A 22,823-nucleotide genomic window follows, 5' to 3' on the forward strand; every position below is an offset into this window, starting at 1 on the left:
AATCTTTGTTTTTTAACCTAAACATTGGGCTTCTACTATGTTTTTGTACGTTTTATTAAAACTTTCGGAGGCTAGTGTCACCAAATATTAAAAAGCGCAAAAAGAATCAAAAAGGTGTTTCAATTAACTGATATATTCGTTGCAGCACGTGCTATCAATGTTTACTTTTGCATGTTATTCAAAATATAAGATATGAGCGAGGTTAAAAAAACTGAGATAGGGCAATTAGGTGAGTTCGGATTAATTCATCATTTAACCAATAATATAAAACTAAAGCATTCAAGCACACTAAAAGGAGTTGGTGATGATGCAGCTGTTCTGGACTTTACCAATAAAAAAACCGTTGTCACTACAGATCTTTTACTTGAAGGCATTCACTTTGACCTGACATACACCCCTTTAAAACACCTTGGTTATAAAGCCGTAGTTGTTAACGTAAGTGATGTATATGCGATGAATGCCACTCCTAAACAAATTACCGTTTCGCTTGGGCTCAGCTCAAAAATGTCAGTAGAAGCGATTGATGAACTTTACGAAGGCATATATGCCGCATGTGAGTACTACGATGTTGATTTAGTAGGTGGCGACACAACTTCCTCTCTTACGGGGTTAACGATAAGTGTGACTGCTTTGGGTGAAGGAGACAAAGAAAAACTAGCCTATCGCGACGGCGCTAAACCTAATGATTTAATTTGTGTATCGGGTGATTTAGGTGGTGCCTACATGGGATTGCAATTACTCGAGCGAGAAAAGCGTGTTTATGCCGACAATCCGGAGGCTCAACCCGATCTAAGTGGTTACGACTATATATTAAGTCGCCAATTAAAACCTGAGGCCCGCAAAGAAGTTATTGAATTACTCGATAAGCTCAATGTGATACCGAGCTCAATGATCGACATCTCTGATGGTTTATCAAGTGAGTTATTACATATCTGCTCTCAATCAAAAACTGGCTGTCGATTGTATGAAAACAAAATCCCTGTTGACCCTACCACATCAATGCTGGCCGAAGAGATGGGAATCAACCCAATAGTTACAGCTCTTAATGGAGGTGAAGATTATGAGCTTCTCTTTACCATCAGTCAGGATGACTATGAGAAATTTAAAGATGCCGGCGATATCAATATATACATCATAGGTCACATTACAGAAGAAAGCAAGGGTAGCTACCTGGTTACTAATGCCGATCAGGAAGTAGAATTACAGGCCCAGGGATGGAATCCTATTAAAAACAATGATTAATTAAGAGTGATTAGTGGTTAATTAAACATTCATCACTAATCATTATTTTCTATCTTTATAGCATAACCTAATTCAAATGTACGAATATATAAGTGGCAAAGTTGCCGAATCGAGTCCAGCCCATGTTGTTATAGATGTTAATGGCATTGGCTATCTGTTACATATCTCACTTAACACCTTCTCGCGCCTTGAAGGTAAAAATGAAGCTCAACTTTTTATACACGAAAACATACGCGAAGACGCCTTTGCCTTATTTGGTTTTGCTGATCCGTCTGAACGCGAACTCTTTCGTCACCTGATATCAGTTTCCGGAATAGGTGCTAACACGGCTCGCATGATGCTATCATCCTTAACTCCCGAAGAATTAAAAGGTGCCATTTTAACCGACAATGTTAATGTAATTAAGGGAGTTAAAGGCATTGGGGACAAAACAGCACAACGTGTTATTGTTGATTTGAAGGATAAATTAGGCAAAGAACAGGTTGACCAGAAAATATTCGCTTCGCAAGACAATACTATTCGCGATGAAGCGTTATCTGCATTAGTAATGCTGGGGTTTGCCAAAACTAGTGCTCAAAAGGCCGTTGACAAAATATTTAATCAATCGCCATCCATTAAAGTGGAGGAACTTATTAAGCAAGCTCTAAAAATTATGTAATTCAATATATTACATTACATCTTTGAGAAAAAGACTACAATATACGATTGCGTTCACTGTTTTAACAATTACGCTTGTAATTGCTGGAACATCGTCGCTGCACGGCAATGTCAGCAATTACTCCAACACAGAGTATCAACAACCGGATACCATTCGTACCACTGAAAAGGTTAATTTAAAGTATAAAATTAACGATAGCAGTGGCAATCCTCTTTTAGAGAATGAAGAAAAGGGCGGTATTAACCTCAATGATCCAAATAACTTGGATTATAAGGCGGAGTATAATTACAACACTGGCAATGTTACCATTTATCGAAAAATGGGAAACATGAATGTACGCCTGCCCTATTCCATGCCGCTTGAAGATTATTTAGATTACGACACGCGCAAATCCGTACTTTCATACTGGCGCCAAAAGCAACAGGAAGAAGCAGAGCAGTATGGCGAAAATTCTGCCTTTAATCAAATGTGGAAGAATGTAGGTGGAGAAGCCTTTGAAGGTATTTTTGGCAGTAACGCCATTAATGTACGCCTGCAAGGTATGGCTGAACTAAGGGTTGGTATACAATACACTAAAATTGATAACCCAACACTTCAGGAACGTCTTCGAAAGACAACCACTTTTGATTTTCAGGAAAAGATTCAGATGAACCTTAGTGGTAGCATTGGCGAAAAGCTAAAACTTGGTGTTAACTACAATACCGAAGCCACGTTTGATTTCGAAAATCAAATCAATCTCGAATATGAAGGCGGAGAAGATGATATCCTTAAAAAAGTGGAGGCTGGTAATGTCACTTTGCCACTTCCTGGTACATTAATTACAGGTAGCCAAAGTCTTTTCGGTGTTAAAACTGAAATGCAGTTTGGAAAATTAACTGTTACCAGCATTTTCTCGCAACAGAAAGGTGAAACATCGGTGATGAATATTGAAGGCGGTGCCGAAACTCAAGAGTTTGAGATTCATGCCGACCAGTACGACCGCAATCGCCACTTCTTTTTAAGTGAATATTTTAGAGATAACTATAACCAGGCTTTAGAACGACTACCAATAATCAATAGCCCGGTAAACATTACACGTGTTGAAGTTTGGGTAACTAATAATCGAAGCGATGTGCGTGAATCGCGTAACGTGGTGGGTTTTGTTGATTTAGGTGAAAATGCTCAACACATATATAACCCGCGTTGGGGAGGGCAACTAAATGTTTCTCCACGTAATGATGCCAACGACCTATATTACGAAATGGATGAAGGGGCATATAATGCTGTCAGAGATATCAACCAGGTAACAGCCACTTTAAATGGCGTAATAGAAAACGTTGTTGAATATGAGAAATTAGAGAACGCACGTAAACTTTCTGATACCGAATTCTCAATTCAACCAAAGCTTGGTTATATCTCATTAAACACCTCATTAAATGCTGATGAAGTATTATGCGTAGCCTACGAATATACCTACAGCGGACAAACATATAAAGTTGGTGAATTTTCGAATACACAAAATGAAGCTGAAAAAACACTTCTTCTAAAGTTATTAAAAGGCACCAACCTATCGCCGGGTTTACCAACCTGGAATTTAATGATGAAGAACATTTATGCCATCAATGCCTACCAGGTTAATCGCGATGACTTCATCATGAACGTTACTTACACGAATGATAGTACAGGAGGTGACATCAATTACCTTCCGGAAGGTCCGGAAAGTGTAATGGGTCAGCTGTTCATCCGCCTGATGAACCTCGATAACCTAAACACTAACAATGACTATCAGCCCGATGGTATCTTTGACTACGTTGAGAATCTAACCATCAAACCAGACAATGGTCGCATTATCTTCCCGGTACTGGAACCATTTGGTAGTGATCTGGAAAAGCAGCTTGAAGGCGACAATACCCTCATTAAGAAATATGTTTTTCAATCATTATACGACAGTACCCAAATTATTGCAGAACAAGATGCCTCGGTAAATAAATATAAACTAAAAGGCCGCTATAAATCCAGTTCGGGTTCTGAGATTTCGTTGAATGCAATGAATATACCTCAAGGCTCGGTAATCGTTACAGCAGGAGGTATTAAACTGGTAGAGAATCAAGATTATACCGTTGATTACACATTAGGCCGTGTGCGCATTATCAATCAGGGTATATTATCTTCAGGTACACCTATTCAGGTTTCATTAGAGAACCAATCACTCTTTGCCTTACAAACCAAAACCCTGATGGGTACCCATCTCGACTACCAGTTCAATGATAATTTTAACGTTGGCGGTACATTAATGCACTTGCGAGAAAGACCATTAACACAGAAGGTTAATATCGGTGATGAACCAATTGCCAACACCATTTGGGGCTTAAATACCTCGTTCTATACAGAATCAATGGGCATCACCGAAATCATTGACAAATTACCTTTGGTTGAAACCAAAGAAATGTCGAGTGTAACCTTTGAAGGTGAATTTGCCCAATTGATTCCCGGACACCCAAAGGTCATTGACGAATCAGGAACCTCTTACATTGATGATTTTGAAGGCACTCGCGTACCATACGATATGCGCAACTGGCTTGCCTGGCAGTTAGCCAGCACGCCACAGGATCAAACTGATTTATTTCCGGAAGCCAATCTCATTGATGATTTAAAATACGGAATTAACCGGGCTAAATTTGCCTGGTACACCATCGACCCATTATTTTTGAGAAATAACACTCAAACACCTGGTCATATCAAGGGAGATGAAGAACAAACCATGAATCACATGGTGCGTGAAGTTTATGAGCAGGAAATTTTCCCGAACAGGGAAGCACCATACGGTCAGCCAACCAACTTACCGGTATTAAACATTGCCTATTACCCTAGTGAGCGGGGACCATATAACTTCGATGCCGGTACAGGTCCAACAACTGACGGTTATGGTCATGGTATCAATTACGATGGTACATTAAAGAACCCTGAAGAACGCTGGGGTGGTATGATGCGCCAGATTGATGTGAATGATTTTGAAGCGGCTAATATCGAATACATCGAATTCTGGATGATGGATCCCTATGTATATGATGAAAACATTGATCCAAATGATGGTACCATCTATTTTAACTTAGGTAATGTTTCAGAAGATATATTAAGAGATGCCCGTAAATCATTTGAAAACGGTTTACCAGGACCTGGCGAGCCATTTGATGTGGATTCTACACAATGGGGATATGTATCACGCAAGCAGAACCTGGTAAATGGTTTTAGTAACGACCCGGCCACGCGCCTGGCTCAAGACGTAGGTTTAAATGGCATGAACTCCGATGCTGAGCGCTATTTCTACCGTAAACAACCTTACCCATTCCTCGATATAATTGAACAAATGGGCGCCGATTTATCAGAAGCGGCACGCGAAAAATTAATGCAGGATCCGGCATCCGATGACTTCCTATACTTTCTTGGAGGTGCACATGATGAAAACGAAACAAGCATTCTGGACCGTTATAAGAACTTCAATAGTCCTGAGGCAAACTCCTTACCATCAGAGTACGAAGGAGATGGTACTAAGCGCGCATCGAAAGCGCAGCCAGACATGGAGGACATCAACAATGATAACACCCTGAGTGAAAACGAAAGTTACTTCCAATACGAGGTGCCAATCTCGAAAAACACCATGAGTGTTGAAGGCAATAAATACATTGTTGATAGCCGAATAGGTGAAGAAAACCCGAATGGTGTAGCAGATAAAAATGGCGTGAAAGCCAATTGGTATTTATTCCGCATTCCAATTCAAAATCCGGATCAAACAATCGGATCCATTAAAGATTTAAGAAGCGTACGTTTTATGCGTATGTTTATGCGTGGTTTTAAAGACACCACCATCCTTCGTATGGCAACACTTGATCTGATAAAAGGTGATTGGCGTAAGTTTAACGAATCGCTTTATGAAAATGGTGCTGGTAACGCCAACACACAATTTGAGGTCTCGGTTGTTAACATCGAAGAAAGCTCTCAAAAAACACCTGTCAACTACGTATTACCTCCTGGCATCGACCGCGTAATTGACCCGGCTAATCCACAACTGCGCGAATTAAATGAGCAATCATTATTACTGAAAGTGCAAGATTTAGGTGGCGGTGATGCTCGTGCTGTTTATAAGAATGTCAGTATCGATATTCGTCAGTATCAACGCATGAAAATGTTCATTCACGCCGAGGATGTTGACAGTAAAGGATTATTGGACAATGAGATGATGGCCTTTGTACGTGTTGGTAGTGATTATAACGACAACTACTACGAGTATGAGATTCCTCTTAAAATAACTCCACCTGCTCCTGGAAATGGATATGACAATGATAATATTGATGACAGATATATTGTTTGGCCGGAAGAAAATGAAATGAATATTCCGCTTGATTTATTCCAGACGGTGAAGTTACGCCGTAACGATGAAAAACGAGTGGAGGGTTCAGAAATCTCTTTTAACCAGGTGTACATAATGCCTGATCCTTCTGATCCGACTAAATTTGTATCGGTAAAAGGTAATCCTAACCTGAGTAATATTCGAACAATCACTATGGGTGTGCGTACGCGAGGCTCACAAAGTCGCTCGGTTGAGGTATGGATGAACGAACTGCGTTTAACCGACTTTAATGAAGAAGGCGGATGGGCCGCCAATGCACGCATGTCGGTTAAACTTGCCGATTTAGGTAATGTATCACTTGCCGGTAAAAAGAGTACAGTTGGCTGGGGTAGTATTGACCAAAATGTTCAAGAACGAAGTCAGGAAGATTTCTTTCAATACGACATCGCCACAAACCTGGAATTAGGTAAACTACTTGGACCTGAATCAGCACTAAGTGTTCCATTTTATTTTGGGTTTTCTAAATCCGTAGCAAGTCCAAAGTACTATCCGCTCGATCCGGATATACCATTAGAGGTTGCATTAGACAATGCTGAGAGTGAGGCGGCTCGTGATTCGATTAAGAACATGTCGCAAAATGTGATTAAACGTAAGAGCGTTAACTTTACCAATGTAAAATTAATGCCAAAGAAGGATAAAGTACATTTTTATAGTCCTTCAAATATATCAGCCACCTACTCCTACAACGAAACATCGAAGCATGACGTCGACACCGACCATTCAACAGATAAAAACTACCGAGGTATACTGGCCTACAATTACAATGCACGACCTAAAGCAGTAGAACCATTCAAAAAATCTTTCAAAAGTAATTCTTTGGCCTTAGTTCGAGACTTTAACTTCTATTATTTGCCAAACCAAATATCGTATCGTTGGGAATTTGACCGTCAATACCGTGAGTTACAGTTAAGAAACAACACCGGCTCAACAATAAGCCCTGAGTTAACAGTCTCAAAAGATTTCGACTGGAATCGTTATTTTGATATGCGTTACAACCTGACGAAATCATTAAAACTAAACTTTAAAGCTACTACCAACGCACGCATTGATGAGCCGGAAGGTGCCGTAAATAAAGATTACGATCGAGATGCTTATTATGAATGGCGCGACCAAGTGTGGCGTAACATCCAAAGTATGGGACGTACCACCACTTATCAGCATAATTTTGATGCCAGTTATACTATTCCGATCAACAAACTGCCAATGCTTGATTTTACGTCGGCCAACCTCCAATACCGAGGCATGTACCAGTGGGTGGCTCAGCCTTTACTTGAATCAGATACCGATGCGCCTGAATGGGGTAACACCATTCGCAATTCAAATGTGATACAAGGTAATGGTCAGCTCAATATGACTACATTGTACAAAAAGGTTAACTACCTTAATGAGTTGGATAAAAAATACCGCTCCTCGCGTCGAAGAACAACCAACAATAAAGATGGGAAGAGAACTGTACGCTTTAACAAAGCAAATGTAAAGCTTGATAAAGACGAAGCGATCGTTATCAACCACAAGCTAAAAACAGAAGAAACATCTGTTAGGATATTTGATGCCACAGGAAAGCCTGTACGCGGTGAAGTGACGCCACTGGGTAAAAATAAAGTCCAGTTTACGCCTGAAAAATCGGTTGACAATGCACGTGTGATGGTTACCGGAACAGTTACTGAGAATAATTCAGCCATTAAAAAGGTTGTTGATTATTCGGTACTATTGATGACTTCACTTAAGAATGTAAGCGTGTCTTATTCGGAGCAAAACGGAACCATACTGCCAGGTTATACACCAAAGGCAGATTTCATGGGTTCTTCCTCAGGTTTTACTGCCCCGGGTTTACCTTTCGTACTGGGCTGGCAGGATAGAAACTTCGCTTCAGATGCAGCTAAAAACGGCTGGCTAACTGAAGATGAAAGTATGGTTAATCCGTATGTAATGACCCATGGAAACGACTTCTCGCTTAAATTTACCCTGGAACCCATTCGTGGATTACGCATTGATGTTAATGCTGATAGAAGCTACGAACGCAACATCAATGAATATTACATAGGCGGAAAGTCAACAGCTGAAGGACGAACTGCTAATGGTCGTTTTTCAATGAGTTTTAATGCATTCAGAACGGCATTTTACAAACCAGAACGAACAGGTGCCTTAACTTCAGAAACATTTGATGAATTCATCAATAATCGTCAGATTATACTTAACCGACTAGATGGGGACTACAATGAAAACAGTCAGGAAGTATTAATTCCAGCTTTCTTGGCAGCTTACTCAGGTAAAAGTGCAAACTATATATTTACTGAACAATTCCCAGGCCTGTCAAAAATTCAACCAAACTGGCGTTTGACATACGATGGCCTTTCAAGAGTAAAAGCTTTTAAAAATGTGATTAAATCGTTTGATTTAACGCATGCTTATCGCTCTACCTATAATATGGGCGCCTATATTTCGAGAACACCAGAATTATCTGACGGGCCAATTATTGAGTACGATATTAATGCCATTACCATTTCTGAGCAGTTTAATCCTTTAATTGGTGTAAACATTACCTGGACCAATTCCATTACTACCCGTGCTGAAATTAAAAAAGCGCGTACCTTGAGCTTGAGTATGGGTAACAATCAGGTTATCGAAAACTACAATGACGAAATAGTCATTGGTTTAGGATATCGCTTCGATAAAATGAATCTCATCTTCGGTAAAGGAAGTAGTCAGAAGTCTGTTAGCAACGATTTAAATATACGTGCCGACTTTTCAATACAAGATAACATCAGCTTTATTCGTAAAATACAGGAAGAATACAACCAGCTATCAGCAGGACAAAAAATTACCAAGGTGAAATTTACAGCCGACTACGCGCTTAGTGATCGTTTTAACATGCAGTTATTTTACGATACCAATATAAACACACCATATGTTTCACTATCGTACCCAATCACCAATTCAAATTTTGGAGTTAGTTTCCGATTCTCATTAGCCCAATAAGGTTAATTGCATTAAGAATGGTGATGACAACAGGTGTTGTGTATAAATTGTTTGCCTTTAATACATGATTTTTATTAGGGTTTTAAAATACACAATACACACTAACACCTGACTATGTGTAGATTACAACTGACCAGGTTTTAATAAAGCAAAATACATTGTATTTTAGTCATAGAATTATTTTAATAAATTCTTTACATTTGAATCATTGTAATTTAAATAAATCGTTCAATCATGAATGTACCTGAAAATCTAAAGTATACAAAGGACCACGAATGGGTTCTAATTGATGGTGATGTAGTAACCATTGGTATTACAGAATTTGCTCAAGGAGAGTTGGGCGATATCGTTTTTGTGGAAATTGAAACAGAAGACGAAGACCTTGATAAAGAAGAGGTATTTGGTACTATTGAGGCAGTAAAAACTGTTTCTGACTTGTACATGCCTATTTCCGGAAAGGTAATTGAAGTGAATGCTGAATTAGAAGACCAGCCTGACTTGGTAAACAAAGATCCATTTGAAGGTGGTTGGATGATTAAAGTACAAGTTGCTGATACTGCTGAGTTAGAAGACCTTTTAACTGCAGAGCAATACAAAGAAGTTATTGGTTAATTTATTAACTAACCAGACAATTATATTAAGCGGTCAATGACCGCTTTTTTTATGTCCTTTGCTTTTCGAAATTCAGAAGTAGCGTCTTTAAATTTAGCGTTGTACATTTTTTTTGAAGCGCATTTACTTTGTTAATATGATTACGCACAAATGATTGATGTTCATCAGTAGCGACATTAAAAGGTCGATGATTGGATGCCTGTACCAGTTTTGCAAGTCTTTTTAACACGGCAATATCTTCATCTGCATATTGCGAACTTATAAACTTCTCCCTAATATACTCAATTGCTTTGGCCGAAGGGTGCAGCATATCATCAGCAAAGAAGCGGTAATCACGTAAATCATCCAATAATAATTCATAAGCTGGAAAATACCTAGCTCCTTCGATTGTGTTCGTTAACTTATCAATTGCAAGCAGAAGTGTCGACTTACTTAATTGATTGCCATGAGCTCCATCTTTCCAATGCCTGACAGGACTCACTGTAAAAATAAAACGAACGCTATTGTTTACTTTTCGAATAGATGCCAAGAGTTGCTCATACCGTTCCACTATTTCGTCTACACTCAACATATAACGATTAAAGTCCGAAGCCGGATATTTGTGACAATTAGAAACAACTGTCTGTGTCCCCAGATGCTCATACACCCATGAGGTTCCAAAAGTAAATAAAACAACATCAGCCTTTTTAATATATTCAACACTCTGATGAAATGATGTATTAGCAGCCTCCAGAAACGCATGCTTATCTATCCTGCTAAATTGACTGTGATGAAAAAAAGTGTGATACATTCCATTCGCATAGAGTATTTCATCTTCAGTAAATGACCGCTCCTCTAACAAGCGCTCTATTGAATTGGCAATTGAAAATGGATTGTATAAAACGCCAAATGGGTTAACAAGTGTATTTAAACAATTATCGGTGAAATACTGACCGATATTTGAAGCAAAACAACTCCCAATAAACATCAGGTTTGAATCATACTTTAAAGGCTGCTTACTGTCATCAATGAAGACTTCGGTCCTGAACTTATCCATTTATTAAAAGTTTTATCAATCGAAATTAAGAAAAGATAAGACACAAAAAAACCGTTTAACCTCAGGTCAAACGGTTTCATATTTTTATAAGGTAATCTTACATTACCAGTTTATATCCTTTACCATGCACATTAATAATCTCAACACTTGGCTCATCTTTTAAATGCTTACGCAATTTGGTGATATATACATCCATGCTTCGCGCATTAAAATAGTTATCATCTACCCAGATGGTTTTTAAGGCAAAATTACGTTCTAAAACCTTATTGGCATTGGTACAAAGTAGCTTTAGCAACTCAGATTCTTTTGTGGTCAGTTTAATGGTATTGTCACCTTCAATAAGCTGCTGCTTTTGTGTGTCAAATTTATATTTACCCAACTGATAAAACTCTTGTGCAGCATTACCTCCCTTGGTACGACGTAAAATAGCTTCAATACGGAATAATAATTCCTCCATACTAAAAGGCTTTGTCAAATAATCATCGGCTCCTATTTTAAAACCCTGAAAGATATCTTCTTTAAGAGACTTTGCTGTTAAAAAGATGATCGGCACTTCGGTATTCACCATTCGAATATCTTTAGCCAATGAAAAACCATCTTTTTTAGGCATCATTACATCAAGGATGCAGATGTCATATTTGTTTGCCATGAAAGCTTTATAACCTTCTTCGCCATCAGGCATTAAGTCAGTCTTTAAACCTTTTGCTTCTAAATATTCACGAAGCAACATACCTAGATTTTCATCATCTTCGGTTAGGAGGATTTTATACTCTTTTTCCATTCTTTTGTGTTTTTTAGAGGTAGGAAAATGTCAAATTTTGTGCCAACTTCTATTTCGCTCTCAACAGATATCTGACCACCATGGTCATCAATAATTTTTTTCACATATGCCAGCCCTAATCCAAAGCCTTTTACATTATGAACATTTCCTGTTGGTACGCGATAAAATTTTTCAAATATACGCTTTAGGTTATCCTTTGATATACCCATGCCATTATCTTTAACAGATATGACTATTCCATTGTTCTTATTCCATGTTTTGACGTAAAGAACAGGAGCCCCTTTCCTGTATTTAACGGCATTGTCAAGCAAGTTATAAATAACATTTGTAAAATGCACTTCATCAACAGTAATAATACTGTTTTTTGCCTCTAGACGTTCAATTATTTTTCCTTGCTGATTCTCAACTTTTATCCTAAAGTTATTTGTGACATGATGAATGAGGTCATTTACATCTAATCGCTTCAGTTTCAAACCCGATTTTCCTTTCTCAAAAATAGCCATTTGCAAGACCTTTTCAACCTGGAAACTCAAACGTTTACTTTCATCCTGAATTACACCTGAGATATGCTTAAGCGTTTTGGGCGTTTTAGTAACACCTTCATCTTTCAACATCTGCGAAGCAAGTGAAATTGTAGAGATTGGTGTTTTAAACTCATGCGTCATATTGTTAATAAAGTCATTCTTTATCTGATCCAGCCGCTTCTGACGCACGATAATTATAATGGTTACAATGGATAATAATATTACAATGAGCGTAAATGCCGCTGATGGTATTACGAGCCCCATTGATTCCAGAATAGGATTGGGCTTTTCGGTAAAATGTAACTTCAGGTAATTAGCTTGTGGGTGATAATCATTTGGAAACAAGAGCTTGGTATATAGCTCTGAAGGTTTTTCATCACTAAAACTTTTGGTTTGATGAACCGGCTTCCCATTTGAATTTATAACTGCAAATTCAAAAGGCGACTGAATTCCCTTTTCTACTATCGACTCAAAGATATATTGTTCAAGACGAAAATTGTCAATGCGATTTTCAATTGGCTCATCTTGTTGCCTGTATTTCGCCTGTGCCTTTTCCTTTTTTTCATTCCGACGACGCATATCGTTCTGTATGGCTGCCATGGCGTCGCTAAAAGGATCTATTTGCTCTGAACTGGTAAAATTCGTTCGCCCTTTAAAGGTTGTAACCAACGAATCCTTCTGATATTTTGAAAAGCTATATACGCCGGCAGCATTAAAGTTCAGTTCAATACTAAACTCCTGATATTCTTGTTCCGATAATTGCTTTTCTTTACTTCTAAGGTACTTGTTTTCGTTGCGCAATTTAGCCGGTACTTTCGCATTGGAATAATTAAACTGAGGCGCTGTTGCAAGGCGGATATCTTCATCACGCTCCAAACGCAATATCACCTTATCAAGGGCTTGTTTAACCGACTTATCAAACTGCTCTTCTTCAATCTTAGATGCATTAAGAATCCACATGGCCTGGATATAGGTAATCCCCACCAAGGCAATAGCCATAATAACGGTAAGCCCAAGAATGAATTTTTTACTCATGGAAACAAAAATAGCAGGCTGAAATGATTATCCATGTCAATTAACATTAATTAACAGCACATTTCAGTAATTACATGTTAATCACTTATTTTGACTGACGTTGACGAAGCTCTTTAAGGGCATTTCGAGCGGCATTTTGCTGAGCTTCCTTTTTAGAAAAACCTTCACCTTGTCCAATAACTTCTCCATCAATTGCGGCACGAGCTACAAAGGTGGTTGCTTCTCCTTCCGAAATGTGTTTTTCCTCTGTAATAAAATGTACGCTTTTTTTACTTTTTTGGCCTCGCTCAATCAGCAACGATTTGTAGTTACTGTCTTTTTTAGCAACCGTTTTTAAATCAACATATTGCTCAACTATTTTTTCAAGCACAAATTCCTCACACACCTGGTAACCTTTATCTACATATACAGCACCTATCAGCGCCTCTAAGGCATCACCCAAGATACTGGTTTGTGAGATATCGATTTTAGATTGTGCATTCACCCATTTGCCTAGCCCCATCTTGAGAGCAATATCATTTAACAAAGAGCGATTAACAATACGCGATCGTGTTTTAGTTAAAAAACCTTCGTTTTTATTAGGGAAGTGATGGTAGAGTTTATTGGCCACAATAGCACCTAACATGGCATCGCCGAGATACTCTAAACGCTCATTATTAACAAATCGTTTATCCTTTCCGCGAATCATAGCCGATTTATGGACAAACGCCTGCTTATAGATATCGATGTTACCAGGACTAAGTCCCGTAACTTCTTTTATAAACCTATAAAACTTTTCCCTCCGTAGAGAGAAAAGTTTTATAATGTGCAAAAGCGGCTTAATCACAGCTTTTTTACAATGCTTTAAATACCACTGATGCATTGTGACCACCAAATCCAAATGTATTGGATAAAGCCACTTTGACAGTACGTTCCTGCGCCTTATCAAAAGTGAAATTAAGCGCATTGTCTAATTCTGGATCGTCTACAAAGTGATTAATGGTAGGAGGCACAATGCCATTCTTAATGGCAAGGATACAAGCCATGGACTCAACAGCCCCGGCAGCTCCAAGCAAGTGTCCGGTCATGGATTTCGTAGAACTGATGTTCAGCTTATAGGCATGCTCACCAAATACTTCTTTAATAGCCTTTGTTTCTGCAATATCTCCCAGAGGAGTAGATGTACCATGTACATTGATATAATCTACCTCTGTTGGATCAATATTGTTATCTTTTAAGGCATTAGCCATAACCCTCTTTGCTCCCAGTCCTTCAGGATGTGGAGCAGTTAAGTGATGTGCATCAGCCGTCATACCAGCACCTACTATTTCACAGTAGATTTTAGCACCACGTGCTTTGGCGTGCTCATATTCTTCAAGAATAATTGAAGCACCACCTTCTCCCATCACAAAACCGTCACGTTCTTTATCAAAAGGACGAGACGCTGTTTTTGGATCGTCATTACGAGTTGACAAAGCTTGCATAGCATTAAATCCACCAACACCGGCTTCATTAATAGCAGCTTCAGAACCCCCTGTAACAAAAGCATTAGCTTTACCTAAACGTATTAAGTTATAAGCATCGCCAATTGCGTTAGTTGAAGAAGCACAAGCCGAAACAGTACCGAAATTTGGACCACGGAAACCATATTTCATAGAAATATGTCCAGGTGCAATATCAGCAATCATTTTCGGAATGAAAAAAGGACTCAAACGTGGTGTTCCGTCCCCTTTAGCAAAACCTGTTACTTCATCTAGGAAAGTCTTAATTCCGCCAATTCCTGCTCCCCAGATAACACCAACCTCATTGTTGTCGATATCTTCTGAATCAAGTTTAGCATCAGCTATCGCCTGATCTGCAGCAATCATAGCAAATTGAGCGTAAAGATCGAGCTTACGCACTTCTTTACGATCAAAATACTCTTTCGCGTCATAGTCCTTAACCTCACACGCAAATTGCGTTTTGAACTTAGAGGCGTCAAATTGAGCAATAGGTGCAGCACCACTTACTCCATTAACCAGGTTAGTCCATGTTTCTTCAACATTTTTACCTAGTGGGGTAATGGCTCCCAGCCCCGTAACAACTACTCTTTTTAACTCCATAACTACTTTTAACGTATCCTACTCTTTCTTACTTTGCGTTTTCTTCGATGTAAGCAACTGCGTCACCTACCGTACCGATATTCTCAGCCTGATCATCTGGAATAGCAATATTGAATTCTTTTTCGAATTCCATAATTAATTCTACAGTGTCAAGTGAGTCAGCTCCTAAGTCATTAGTGAAGCTTGCTTCTGGAGTAACTTCAGTCTCGTCAACTCCTAATTTGTCTACGATAATTGCTTTTACTCTTGATGCAACGTCTGACATAGCTCTAAATTTTTTTAAATTAATACTAATAAAATGTTCTTAAACAACTTTGCAAAGAAATACATTTGTGGATAATAATTCAAACTTCGTGTAAAGAAAATGACATTTCATGGTTGTTTTTACCTATTTTTGTCACACTTTTTTGCATTTTTTACAACACGCAAATACAAGAAAATGAAAAAGATAGTTCTGTTTGCATCAGGTTCTGGATCTAATGTTGAAAACATTGTTAAATATTTTAAAGAAAATCAAAAGGTCGAAATTAGCAAGGTTTACACAAACAACCCAAATGCCTATGTTATTGAGCGTTGCAAGACTCTTGGAGTTCCCTGCCAAATATTCGGTCGAAAAGAGTTCAGAGAAAATCTTGCAGTATTAAACGATTTAAACGCCATTCAGCCCGATTTAATAGTACTAGCCGGCTTTTTGTGGTTAGTTCCTTCGGCCTATGTTGAGGCATACCCCGATAAGATTATTAACATCCATCCTGCTTTATTACCCAATTATGGAGGAAAGGGTATGTTTGGCTCACATGTTCATGAGTCCGTAGTAGCTAATAATGAGTCAGAATCGGGCATCACTATACATTTCGTTAATGAGAAATACGATGATGGCAACGTTATTCGCCAGGAGAAATGTAAGGTAGTCGATACCGACACTGCCGATGATGTAGCCAATAAAGTACATGACCTGGAGTATAAATACTTTCCAATAACAATAAAAGAACTGTTGAACGTATAATAAAAAAAGGAACCTTAAGAGCTCCTTTCTTTGTTTATTTTACTTCAATTCGTCTTATTCGCTAACTGGTAATGGCAATGCATCTAATTGATTTTTCAGCGGTCGGATAAATGCACTAAAAGCTTCCATATTTTCTTCTTTAACCGGATTCACTGGTGGCGCATCTATCTTCAAAGGATCAACCGGTTTACCATTTTTATACACTCTAAAGTCAAGATGAGGCCCGGTTGATAATCCTGTTGAACCAACATATCCGATCAACTGGCCTTGCTTCACATGTGTACCTTTTGAAATACCTTTGGCAAAACCATGTAAGTGCATGTATACGGTTCTATATACACTGTTGTGCTTTATTTTAATGTAATTACCGCCACCACGCTTTTGATAAGCGCGTGCAATTACACGACCGTCTCCTAAAGCATAAACAGGCGTTCCGGTAGCCGCAGCATAATCCACGCCATGGTGAGGACGACGAATTTTCAACACCGGATGCAGTCGACTATGAGAAAAGCGACTACTAACCCTTGAAAACTTCAGTGGCGCTTTTAAGAAGGCCTTACGTAAACTTTGCCCTTGCTCATCAAAATAATGCTCAACACTATCTTCGGCATATTTAAAGGCATAATAATTGCGTCCGCGATGATGAAACAATGCAGAGTGTATTTGACCAATACCAATACTTACACTATCGACATACAACTCTTCATAAAACACTTTAAAATTATCCCCTTTTTCAATACCAAAGAAATCAACTGTCCACGCAAATATTTCAGACAATTCATTGGCTAATATTGGATTTACATTATTCTCCTTCATGGCATTCCATAGCGATGAATTAATTACGCCAGTTGCCATTTTTGATATATTTCGTGTTTCCTTTATATCACGATAAACATGAACGGAGTCTGTTAACGACACCACCATGTAGTCAGTATTATCTATAGCATATACAAAGTGATTTAGTTGCCTGAGGGTATCATTACTATAAAACAAGGTGTAGCGGTTACCTACCTTTATTTTACGAACATCAAAAACCGGCTTCGATTTTTCAACGATGGTATTTATAGTTGGGTAATCAACATCGGCTTTAAGAAAAATATCAGCCAAAAACTGATTGCGACGAACATTACTCTCTTCTATTTGAAACGAATCCACAGGCAAGCCATATAATAACTCAGGTTCCGGTATCTCGATAACTTCAAGCGAGTCGAGTGTATCTTCAGTCACTGGTGAAATCGGATGATTATATCGATGGATGGCAAAATAAACAGATGGAATAACAAATAGTGCTATGGCAATAATAATAAATACTTTCTTCTTGGTCATCAGTATAAGTTTTGAAGTGCATGCAAGTTAACAATACACGACTTAATCTTAAAAATATTATGCGATAAATTAAATCTTTATCTTATCAAACCCTTGCCCGTATACACCCATAACGGTTCCTACAGTAATAAAAGCATCAGGATCAATCTGCTTAACCACTTTAAATATTTCTTGTGTTTCACTCTTACGGGCAATCACCATCAGCACCTGACGATCTTCGCCAGAGTACCCTCCTTTTCCATGTAAAATAGTTAAACCTCGCTCAGCATCGAAAATAACAGACTTACGCAACTCTTCAGGCTTGCTTGAGATAATAAAGAACTGTACGGTTTGTTTGTTACCCGATATAACCAAATCAACCGTATATGCCAGAATGCCCATCATCATAAAACCATAAACAACCATTTCAATGGATGATGATTCTATTAAAAAGAAGGATGATGTAATAATCAACACATCCATACCGAGCAACAGGCGACCAAGGCTAATATTTTTGTATTTGTTGATAATCATCGCAATAATATCAACACCTCCTGTGCTTCCACCATTAACGAACACAATACCGGCACCTAATCCAGCCAGCATTCCTCCAATGATGGCATTCATCATTAGTTCAGACACCACCGGCTCTTCAAATAAGGGACGAAAGAGTGTTAACAGCCCTGACATTACCAACACACAATAAATGGTTTTTATTCCGAATGATGCGCCCAATACACGCATTGCCAATACAATTAAAAAGCCATTGATAATTAAAGATGTTAATCCAATATCAAAGCCCATCGTTAAGTAGATGATGGTAGCAATACCGGTTAATCCCCCACCAACGATTTTTGCAGGAATCAAAAAGGCCGTCCACCCCAGGGTGCCGATAACCAGACCTGCAGTAAGCATTATATAGCTGCGCAGTTCTTTCAATATGGTTGTTTTGTTTTGCATGGTTTATATTTTTTAGTCAATAGCCCCCACTCCCTTCGGGTGTCTCCCCAAGGGGAGAATTGATTCAATCATCTTCCCTTCGGGGAAGTACCATTTGGCGATGGGGAACCAAATAACTTTGTACTAAACTTTTACCTAAAAAAAGCCCGCAAGAAAAATCCTGCAGGCTTTATAATATTTTGTTGTAATGCTATTAGCCCACTACAATATTGATAATCTTCTTAGGAACGATAATGACTTTACGAACGGTTTTCCCGTCTAACCATTTGGCAGCAGATTCATGTTCCATCACCGACTTCTCAATATCTGCATTGTTCATATCGGCTGGTAAATCAATTTTAAAACGCATTTTACCATTGAATGAAACCGGATATGTAACAGATGATTCAACCAGAAAACTCTCATTTAGTTCAGGCCATTGAGCATCACAAACAGTAGCTGTATTACCTAAGGCATGCCATAACTCTTCACTCATGTGTGGTGCAAATGGTGCCAATAAGGCCATCAACGGCTCTAAGATCTCACGCTTGTTACATTTCAAGTCATTTAATTCATTCACACAAATCATGAAGGCACTTACGCATGTATTGAATGAAAAACGCTCCACATCTTCCGAAATTTTCTTAATGGTGCGATGAAGCACTTTCAACTCATCAGGTGTTGCGTTTTCATCACTTACATTGAACTTGTCATCTTTATAGAACAAGCGCCATGTTTTGCGTAAGAACTTATGCACACCATCAATACCATTTGTATCCCAAGGTTTTGATTGCTCTAATGGCCCAAGGAACATTTCGTACAAACGCAATGTATCAGCGCCATAATCAGCAATGATTGTATCCGGGTTCACTACGTTGTACATCGACTTAGACATCTTCTCAACAGCCCATCCACAAACATATTTGCCATCTTCTAAAATGAACTCAGCGTTGGCATAGTCAGGGCTCCACTTTTTGAAAGCTTCCATATCCAGTTCATCATTGCGAACAATATTTACATCCACATGGATGGCCTGAACATCGTGCTCTTTACGCAAGTTGTATGAAACAAAAGTATTGGTTCCTTTTTTGCGATACACAAAGTTGGAACGGCCTTGAATCATTCCCTGGTTAATCAACTTCTTGTAGGGTTCATCCTTGATTACCTCACCAATATCAAACAAGAACTTGTTCCAGAATCGAGAATAAATTAAGTGACCTGTAGCATGCTCAGTACCTCCAATGTACAAGTCAACATCCTGCCAGTACTGATTCGCTTCTTCACCTACTAACTTCTCCTTGTTTTTAGGATCCATATAACGCAGGTAGTAAGCCGATGAACCTGCAAAACCAGGCATCGTATTTAATTCTAAAGGATAACCCTCTTCTGTTTCCCAACCTTTGGCACGGCCCAATGGCGGCTCACCTTGCTCAGTAGGCAGGTATTTATCAACCTCTGGTAAGGTCAATGGTAATTTCGAGTCATCCAACATATAAGGCATATCATCCTTATAATAAACCGGGAATGGCTCACCCCAGTAACGCTGACGACTAAAGATAGCATCGCGCAGACGGTAGTTTACTTTTACTTTACCAATATTCTTCTCTGCAATATATTCTTTCGTTCTCGCAATGGCTTCCTTCACATCCATTCCGTTCAGAATGTCAGAATTCACCATAGTGCCTTCCTTCGAATCAATTGAATCCTCCCATGTAGCCGGGTCTGTTGCTTCTGCTCCAACAGGAATCACCACCTGACGAATTGGCAAATCGAAATGCTTTGCAAAAGCAAAGTCACGTGTATCATGAGCAGGAACGGCCATAATAGCCCCTGTTCCGTATCCGGCCAATACATAATCACTGATCCAGATTGGAATTTCCTCATTGGTTAATGGGTTAATGGCATATGAACCCGAGAAAACACCGCTTACTTTCTTCACCTCGGCTAATCGCTCACGCTCTGTACGCTTATTCGTTTCTACAATATAAGCGTCTACTGCTGCACGTTGCTCTGGTGTTGTTAGCGGATCAACCAGCTCACTTTCTGGCGCCAGCACCATGAAGGTCACACCATACACCGTATCGGCACGTGTGGTAAAGATTTCCATCTCTACATCCGAATCTTTCGCTTTAAAGGTCATCTCTGCACCTTCAGAACGTCCAATCCAGTTACGCTGTATTTCTTTTAGTGAATCGCTCCAGTCAACATTATCCAATCCTGTCAATAAGCGCTCGGCATATGCTGACACGCGCAAAGACCACTGACGCATTACTTTTTGCTCCACCGGATGACCACCACGAACAGATAAGCCTTCCTTCACCTCATCATTAGCTAAAACGGTACCTAAAGCCGGACACCAGTTCACCATCGTATCGGCCAAATAAGCCAGACGATAGTTTAATAAAATCTCTTGCTGTTCTTTATCGCTTTTAGCATTCCACTCATCAGCAGTAAATACCAACTCTTCGCTGCAAGCTAAATCCAAGCCTTCAGTACCTGTTTTTGCAAACACCTCAGCCAACTCTGAAATTGGACGTGCCTGCTTGGCCTGGTTGCAATAATAGTGCTTGAACATTTGGATAAATGCCCACTGTGTCCAGTGATAATAATCAGGGTCACAAGTTTTCACCTCACGATCCCAATCGTAACAAAATCCAATTTTATCGAGTTGCTCGCGGTAACGGTTCAGGTTGTTCTCAGTTGTGATAGCAGGGTGCTGACCTGTTTGGATAGCATACTGCTCAGCTGGCAAACCATAGGCATCGTAACCCATTGGGTGTAACACATTAAAACCGTTTAAACGCTTGTAGCGGCTGTAAATATCTGAAGCAATGTAACCGAGAGGGTGACCTACGTGCAATCCTGCCCCTGATGGATAAGGAAACATATCTAACACATAGTACTTTGGACGCGCATTGTCTACCTCTACTTTGTAAACTTTGTTATCGCTCCAGTGCTTCTGCCACTTTTGTTCTAACTCTTTAAAATTGTATTCCATGATATTTTGTTGACTTAATGCGACTTGCGCACAATTCTTTTCATTTCACTTTTTCAAAATGCGAAATTAGTAAAACTTATTAAAAGGATGAGGGATACAGGGTTGGGAAATGGGATGATTTAGGACATTTTAATAAGATGGAGAAATATCAAGGTAGAATAGAAATGTAAATTAAGAGATGAGTTGTGAGAGCTGAGCAGTAAAAAACGTTATAATTTTAAATTCGGATGTCATCTATTATTACATATAGTTGACATCCGTAATGTTGTTTAAAAAGTAATGGTAAATCCTATCCCGCCAGAGGTTATACCAAAATCAACTTGCGTCAACTCTTTATTATCTGCAGGCAAGCCATCATTATAAATGGATACTGCCTTTTTAGTATGTTTCACATAGGCTGTTGAAAATGGAATGGAAACGGCAATTAAACCAGCTCCAATACCCGCCAATGCCCACTCCGGATCACCACCAGCAATCGCTGTTCCGCAAGGCCAACCAACCATAAAGCCACCAATAAAGCCAAAAACGGCTCCGGCATCGTAGTTCTTCTTGGCCTGCTGCATACTTTTTAAAGCCTCTGGGTTTACTTGCGTGATATTTATTAAATCACGTGGCTTAAGCACCTTCCCGTTCTGTATAAAAACAGTACCAAGGCGCTTTTCTACTTTAATTGGCTCCTGCACCTGAGCCATTGACATACCGGAAATCATAAGTATTAGTCCGGCAATGATAAGCGTTAATTTATTCATGATGTGTGTTAGTTTATTCAAGCTAAAAATAGATAAAACCAACACAAGGCAAGCAACAAAAAACAATTCTCTTTTTAGTTTTCAGACCTACTCATCGATCAAGTTCCGTAACAAATTTGTTATCGAACCTGATCGTTGGTAAAGTTGAAAAACAAATTTGTTAGAGCTCCTGCAGACGGCAAAGTCCAAAAACAAATTAGTAAAATGCTATTGCAGACCTGCGAGACCAAAAACAAATTTTAAAATCCTTCCTGCAGGGCTGCAGGACGAAATACAAAAAATGAAAGCCAACTTCGCCACTGGTCGGGATGTTAAACAGCCCCTTGAAAGATGAAGATACGGATGTCATCTATTATTTGCATAATGCACCTATAGATGACATCCGCAATGTTCCATAGTATTTTCACTACCTCAATCAATGTCGTTTAGTTAACATGACTTTATAATCGTTTGTAATTCATAGAGTAAGACTTCTTTGGTTTCTTTTTTCT

The 22,823-nt window shown here is 39.0% G+C and carries 15 protein-coding genes; 5 read left to right on the plus strand and 10 right to left on the minus strand.

Annotation, left to right across the window (positions count from 1 at the left end):
* The first annotated feature begins 192 nt into the window (after positions 1 to 192).
* From thiL to gcvH, 4 genes are all read left to right on the plus strand, one after another.
* Complete coding sequence (thiL, locus tag JIV24_RS19010; RefSeq protein ID WP_200466664.1) at positions 193 to 1,242, plus strand: thiamine-phosphate kinase; 1,050 nt, start codon at positions 193 to 195, stop codon at positions 1,240 to 1,242.
* 76 nt (positions 1,243 to 1,318) lie between these two features.
* Entirely contained in the window at positions 1,319 to 1,900 is a 582-nt protein-coding gene (ruvA, locus tag JIV24_RS19015; protein WP_200466665.1) for a Holliday junction branch migration protein RuvA, read from the plus strand.
* A gap of 22 nt (positions 1,901 to 1,922) precedes the next feature.
* Positions 1,923 to 9,266 (plus strand): T9SS outer membrane translocon Sov/SprA, encoded by a 7,344-nt coding sequence (gene sov, locus JIV24_RS19020; RefSeq protein WP_200466666.1) that lies wholly within the window; start codon positions 1,923 to 1,925, stop codon positions 9,264 to 9,266.
* Positions 9,267 to 9,500: 234 nt separating this feature from the next.
* Positions 9,501 to 9,878 (plus strand): glycine cleavage system protein GcvH, encoded by a 378-nt coding sequence (gene gcvH, locus JIV24_RS19025; RefSeq protein WP_200466667.1) that lies wholly within the window; start codon positions 9,501 to 9,503, stop codon positions 9,876 to 9,878.
* A 49-nt stretch (positions 9,879 to 9,927) separates the two neighbouring features.
* On the opposite strand, the gene JIV24_RS19030 is transcribed toward gcvH, so the two are convergent.
* The 6 genes from JIV24_RS19030 to JIV24_RS19055 form a co-directional block, all read right to left on the minus strand.
* On the minus strand, positions 9,928 to 10,914 hold the full coding sequence (locus JIV24_RS19030) for a GSCFA domain-containing protein (protein ID WP_200466668.1): 987 nt from the start codon (positions 10,912 to 10,914) through the stop codon (positions 9,928 to 9,930).
* A 97-nt stretch (positions 10,915 to 11,011) separates the two neighbouring features.
* Positions 11,012 to 11,695, minus strand: a complete 684-nt coding sequence (rprY, locus tag JIV24_RS19035; protein ID WP_200466669.1) for a response regulator transcription factor RprY — start codon at positions 11,693 to 11,695, stop codon at positions 11,012 to 11,014.
* Complete coding sequence (locus JIV24_RS19040; protein ID WP_200466670.1) at positions 11,668 to 13,254, minus strand: sensor histidine kinase; 1,587 nt, start codon at positions 13,252 to 13,254, stop codon at positions 11,668 to 11,670. The genes rprY and JIV24_RS19040 overlap by 28 nt, the downstream gene beginning before the upstream one ends.
* 85 nt (positions 13,255 to 13,339) lie before the next feature.
* Positions 13,340 to 14,116: a ribonuclease III gene (rnc, locus tag JIV24_RS19045; protein ID WP_200466671.1), complete on the minus strand. Its 777-nt coding sequence runs from the start codon at positions 14,114 to 14,116 to the stop codon at positions 13,340 to 13,342.
* The gene (gene fabF / locus JIV24_RS19050; protein ID WP_200466672.1) at positions 14,088 to 15,335 is read right to left on the minus strand and encodes a beta-ketoacyl-ACP synthase II; all 1,248 of its coding nucleotides are present in this window, start codon (positions 15,333 to 15,335) and stop codon (positions 14,088 to 14,090) included. The genes rnc and fabF overlap by 29 nt, the downstream gene beginning before the upstream one ends.
* A gap of 28 nt (positions 15,336 to 15,363) precedes the next feature.
* Positions 15,364 to 15,600: an acyl carrier protein gene (locus JIV24_RS19055; RefSeq protein ID WP_200466673.1), complete on the minus strand. Its 237-nt coding sequence runs from the start codon at positions 15,598 to 15,600 to the stop codon at positions 15,364 to 15,366.
* A gap of 174 nt (positions 15,601 to 15,774) precedes the next feature.
* Here JIV24_RS19055 and purN point away from each other — a divergent pair, with 174 nt between their 5' ends.
* A complete protein-coding gene (gene purN, locus JIV24_RS19060) occupies positions 15,775 to 16,341 on the plus strand; it encodes a phosphoribosylglycinamide formyltransferase (protein WP_200466674.1) in 567 nt (188 codons plus the stop codon).
* A gap of 54 nt (positions 16,342 to 16,395) precedes the next feature.
* Here purN and JIV24_RS19065 read toward each other — a convergent pair whose 3' ends face one another.
* The 4 genes from JIV24_RS19065 to JIV24_RS19080 form a co-directional block, all read right to left on the minus strand.
* Complete coding sequence (locus tag JIV24_RS19065) at positions 16,396 to 17,667, minus strand: peptidoglycan DD-metalloendopeptidase family protein (RefSeq protein WP_200466675.1); 1,272 nt, start codon at positions 17,665 to 17,667, stop codon at positions 16,396 to 16,398.
* A 69-nt stretch (positions 17,668 to 17,736) separates the two neighbouring features.
* Positions 17,737 to 18,606 carry a YitT family protein gene (locus tag JIV24_RS19070; protein ID WP_200466676.1) on the minus strand — a complete coding sequence of 290 codons (870 nt, stop codon included), beginning with the start codon at positions 18,604 to 18,606 and terminating at the stop codon, positions 17,737 to 17,739.
* A 193-nt stretch (positions 18,607 to 18,799) separates the two neighbouring features.
* The gene (leuS, locus tag JIV24_RS19075; protein WP_200466677.1) at positions 18,800 to 21,583 is read right to left on the minus strand and encodes a leucine--tRNA ligase; all 2,784 of its coding nucleotides are present in this window, start codon (positions 21,581 to 21,583) and stop codon (positions 18,800 to 18,802) included.
* A 269-nt stretch (positions 21,584 to 21,852) separates the two neighbouring features.
* Positions 21,853 to 22,332, minus strand: a complete 480-nt coding sequence (locus JIV24_RS19080; RefSeq protein WP_200466678.1) for a hypothetical protein — start codon at positions 22,330 to 22,332, stop codon at positions 21,853 to 21,855.
* Between the last annotated feature and the right edge of the window lie 491 nt (positions 22,333 to 22,823).

It is taken from the genome of Carboxylicivirga marina (genome assembly GCF_016612505.1).
Classification (GTDB): domain Bacteria; phylum Bacteroidota; class Bacteroidia; order Bacteroidales; family Marinilabiliaceae; genus Carboxylicivirga; species Carboxylicivirga marina.

What these genes read in the sequence shown, in the direction of transcription:
- thiL (WP_200466664.1), top strand. Translation starts at nt 193, where the DNA reads ATGAGCGAGGTTAAAAAAACTGAGATAGGGCAATTAGGTGAGTTCGGA.
- ruvA (WP_200466665.1), top strand. Translation starts at nt 1,319, where the DNA reads ATGTACGAATATATAAGTGGCAAAGTTGCCGAATCGAGTCCAGCCCAT.
- gcvH (WP_200466667.1), top strand. Translation starts at nt 9,501, where the DNA reads ATGAATGTACCTGAAAATCTAAAGTATACAAAGGACCACGAATGGGTT.
- JIV24_RS19030 (WP_200466668.1), bottom strand. Translation starts at nt 10,914, where the DNA reads ATGGATAAGTTCAGGACCGAAGTCTTCATTGATGACAGTAAGCAGCCT.
- rprY (WP_200466669.1), bottom strand. Translation starts at nt 11,695, where the DNA reads ATGGAAAAAGAGTATAAAATCCTCCTAACCGAAGATGATGAAAATCTA.
- JIV24_RS19040 (WP_200466670.1), bottom strand. Translation starts at nt 13,254, where the DNA reads ATGAGTAAAAAATTCATTCTTGGGCTTACCGTTATTATGGCTATTGCC.
- rnc (WP_200466671.1), bottom strand. Translation starts at nt 14,116, where the DNA reads ATGCATCAGTGGTATTTAAAGCATTGTAAAAAAGCTGTGATTAAGCCG.
- fabF (WP_200466672.1), bottom strand. Translation starts at nt 15,335, where the DNA reads ATGGAGTTAAAAAGAGTAGTTGTTACGGGGCTGGGAGCCATTACCCCA.
- JIV24_RS19055 (WP_200466673.1), bottom strand. Translation starts at nt 15,600, where the DNA reads ATGTCAGACGTTGCATCAAGAGTAAAAGCAATTATCGTAGACAAATTA.
- purN (WP_200466674.1), top strand. Translation starts at nt 15,775, where the DNA reads ATGAAAAAGATAGTTCTGTTTGCATCAGGTTCTGGATCTAATGTTGAA.
- JIV24_RS19065 (WP_200466675.1), bottom strand. Translation starts at nt 17,667, where the DNA reads ATGACCAAGAAGAAAGTATTTATTATTATTGCCATAGCACTATTTGTT.
- JIV24_RS19070 (WP_200466676.1), bottom strand. Translation starts at nt 18,606, where the DNA reads ATGCAAAACAAAACAACCATATTGAAAGAACTGCGCAGCTATATAATG.
- leuS (WP_200466677.1), bottom strand. Translation starts at nt 21,583, where the DNA reads ATGGAATACAATTTTAAAGAGTTAGAACAAAAGTGGCAGAAGCACTGG.
- JIV24_RS19080 (WP_200466678.1), bottom strand. Translation starts at nt 22,332, where the DNA reads ATGAATAAATTAACGCTTATCATTGCCGGACTAATACTTATGATTTCC.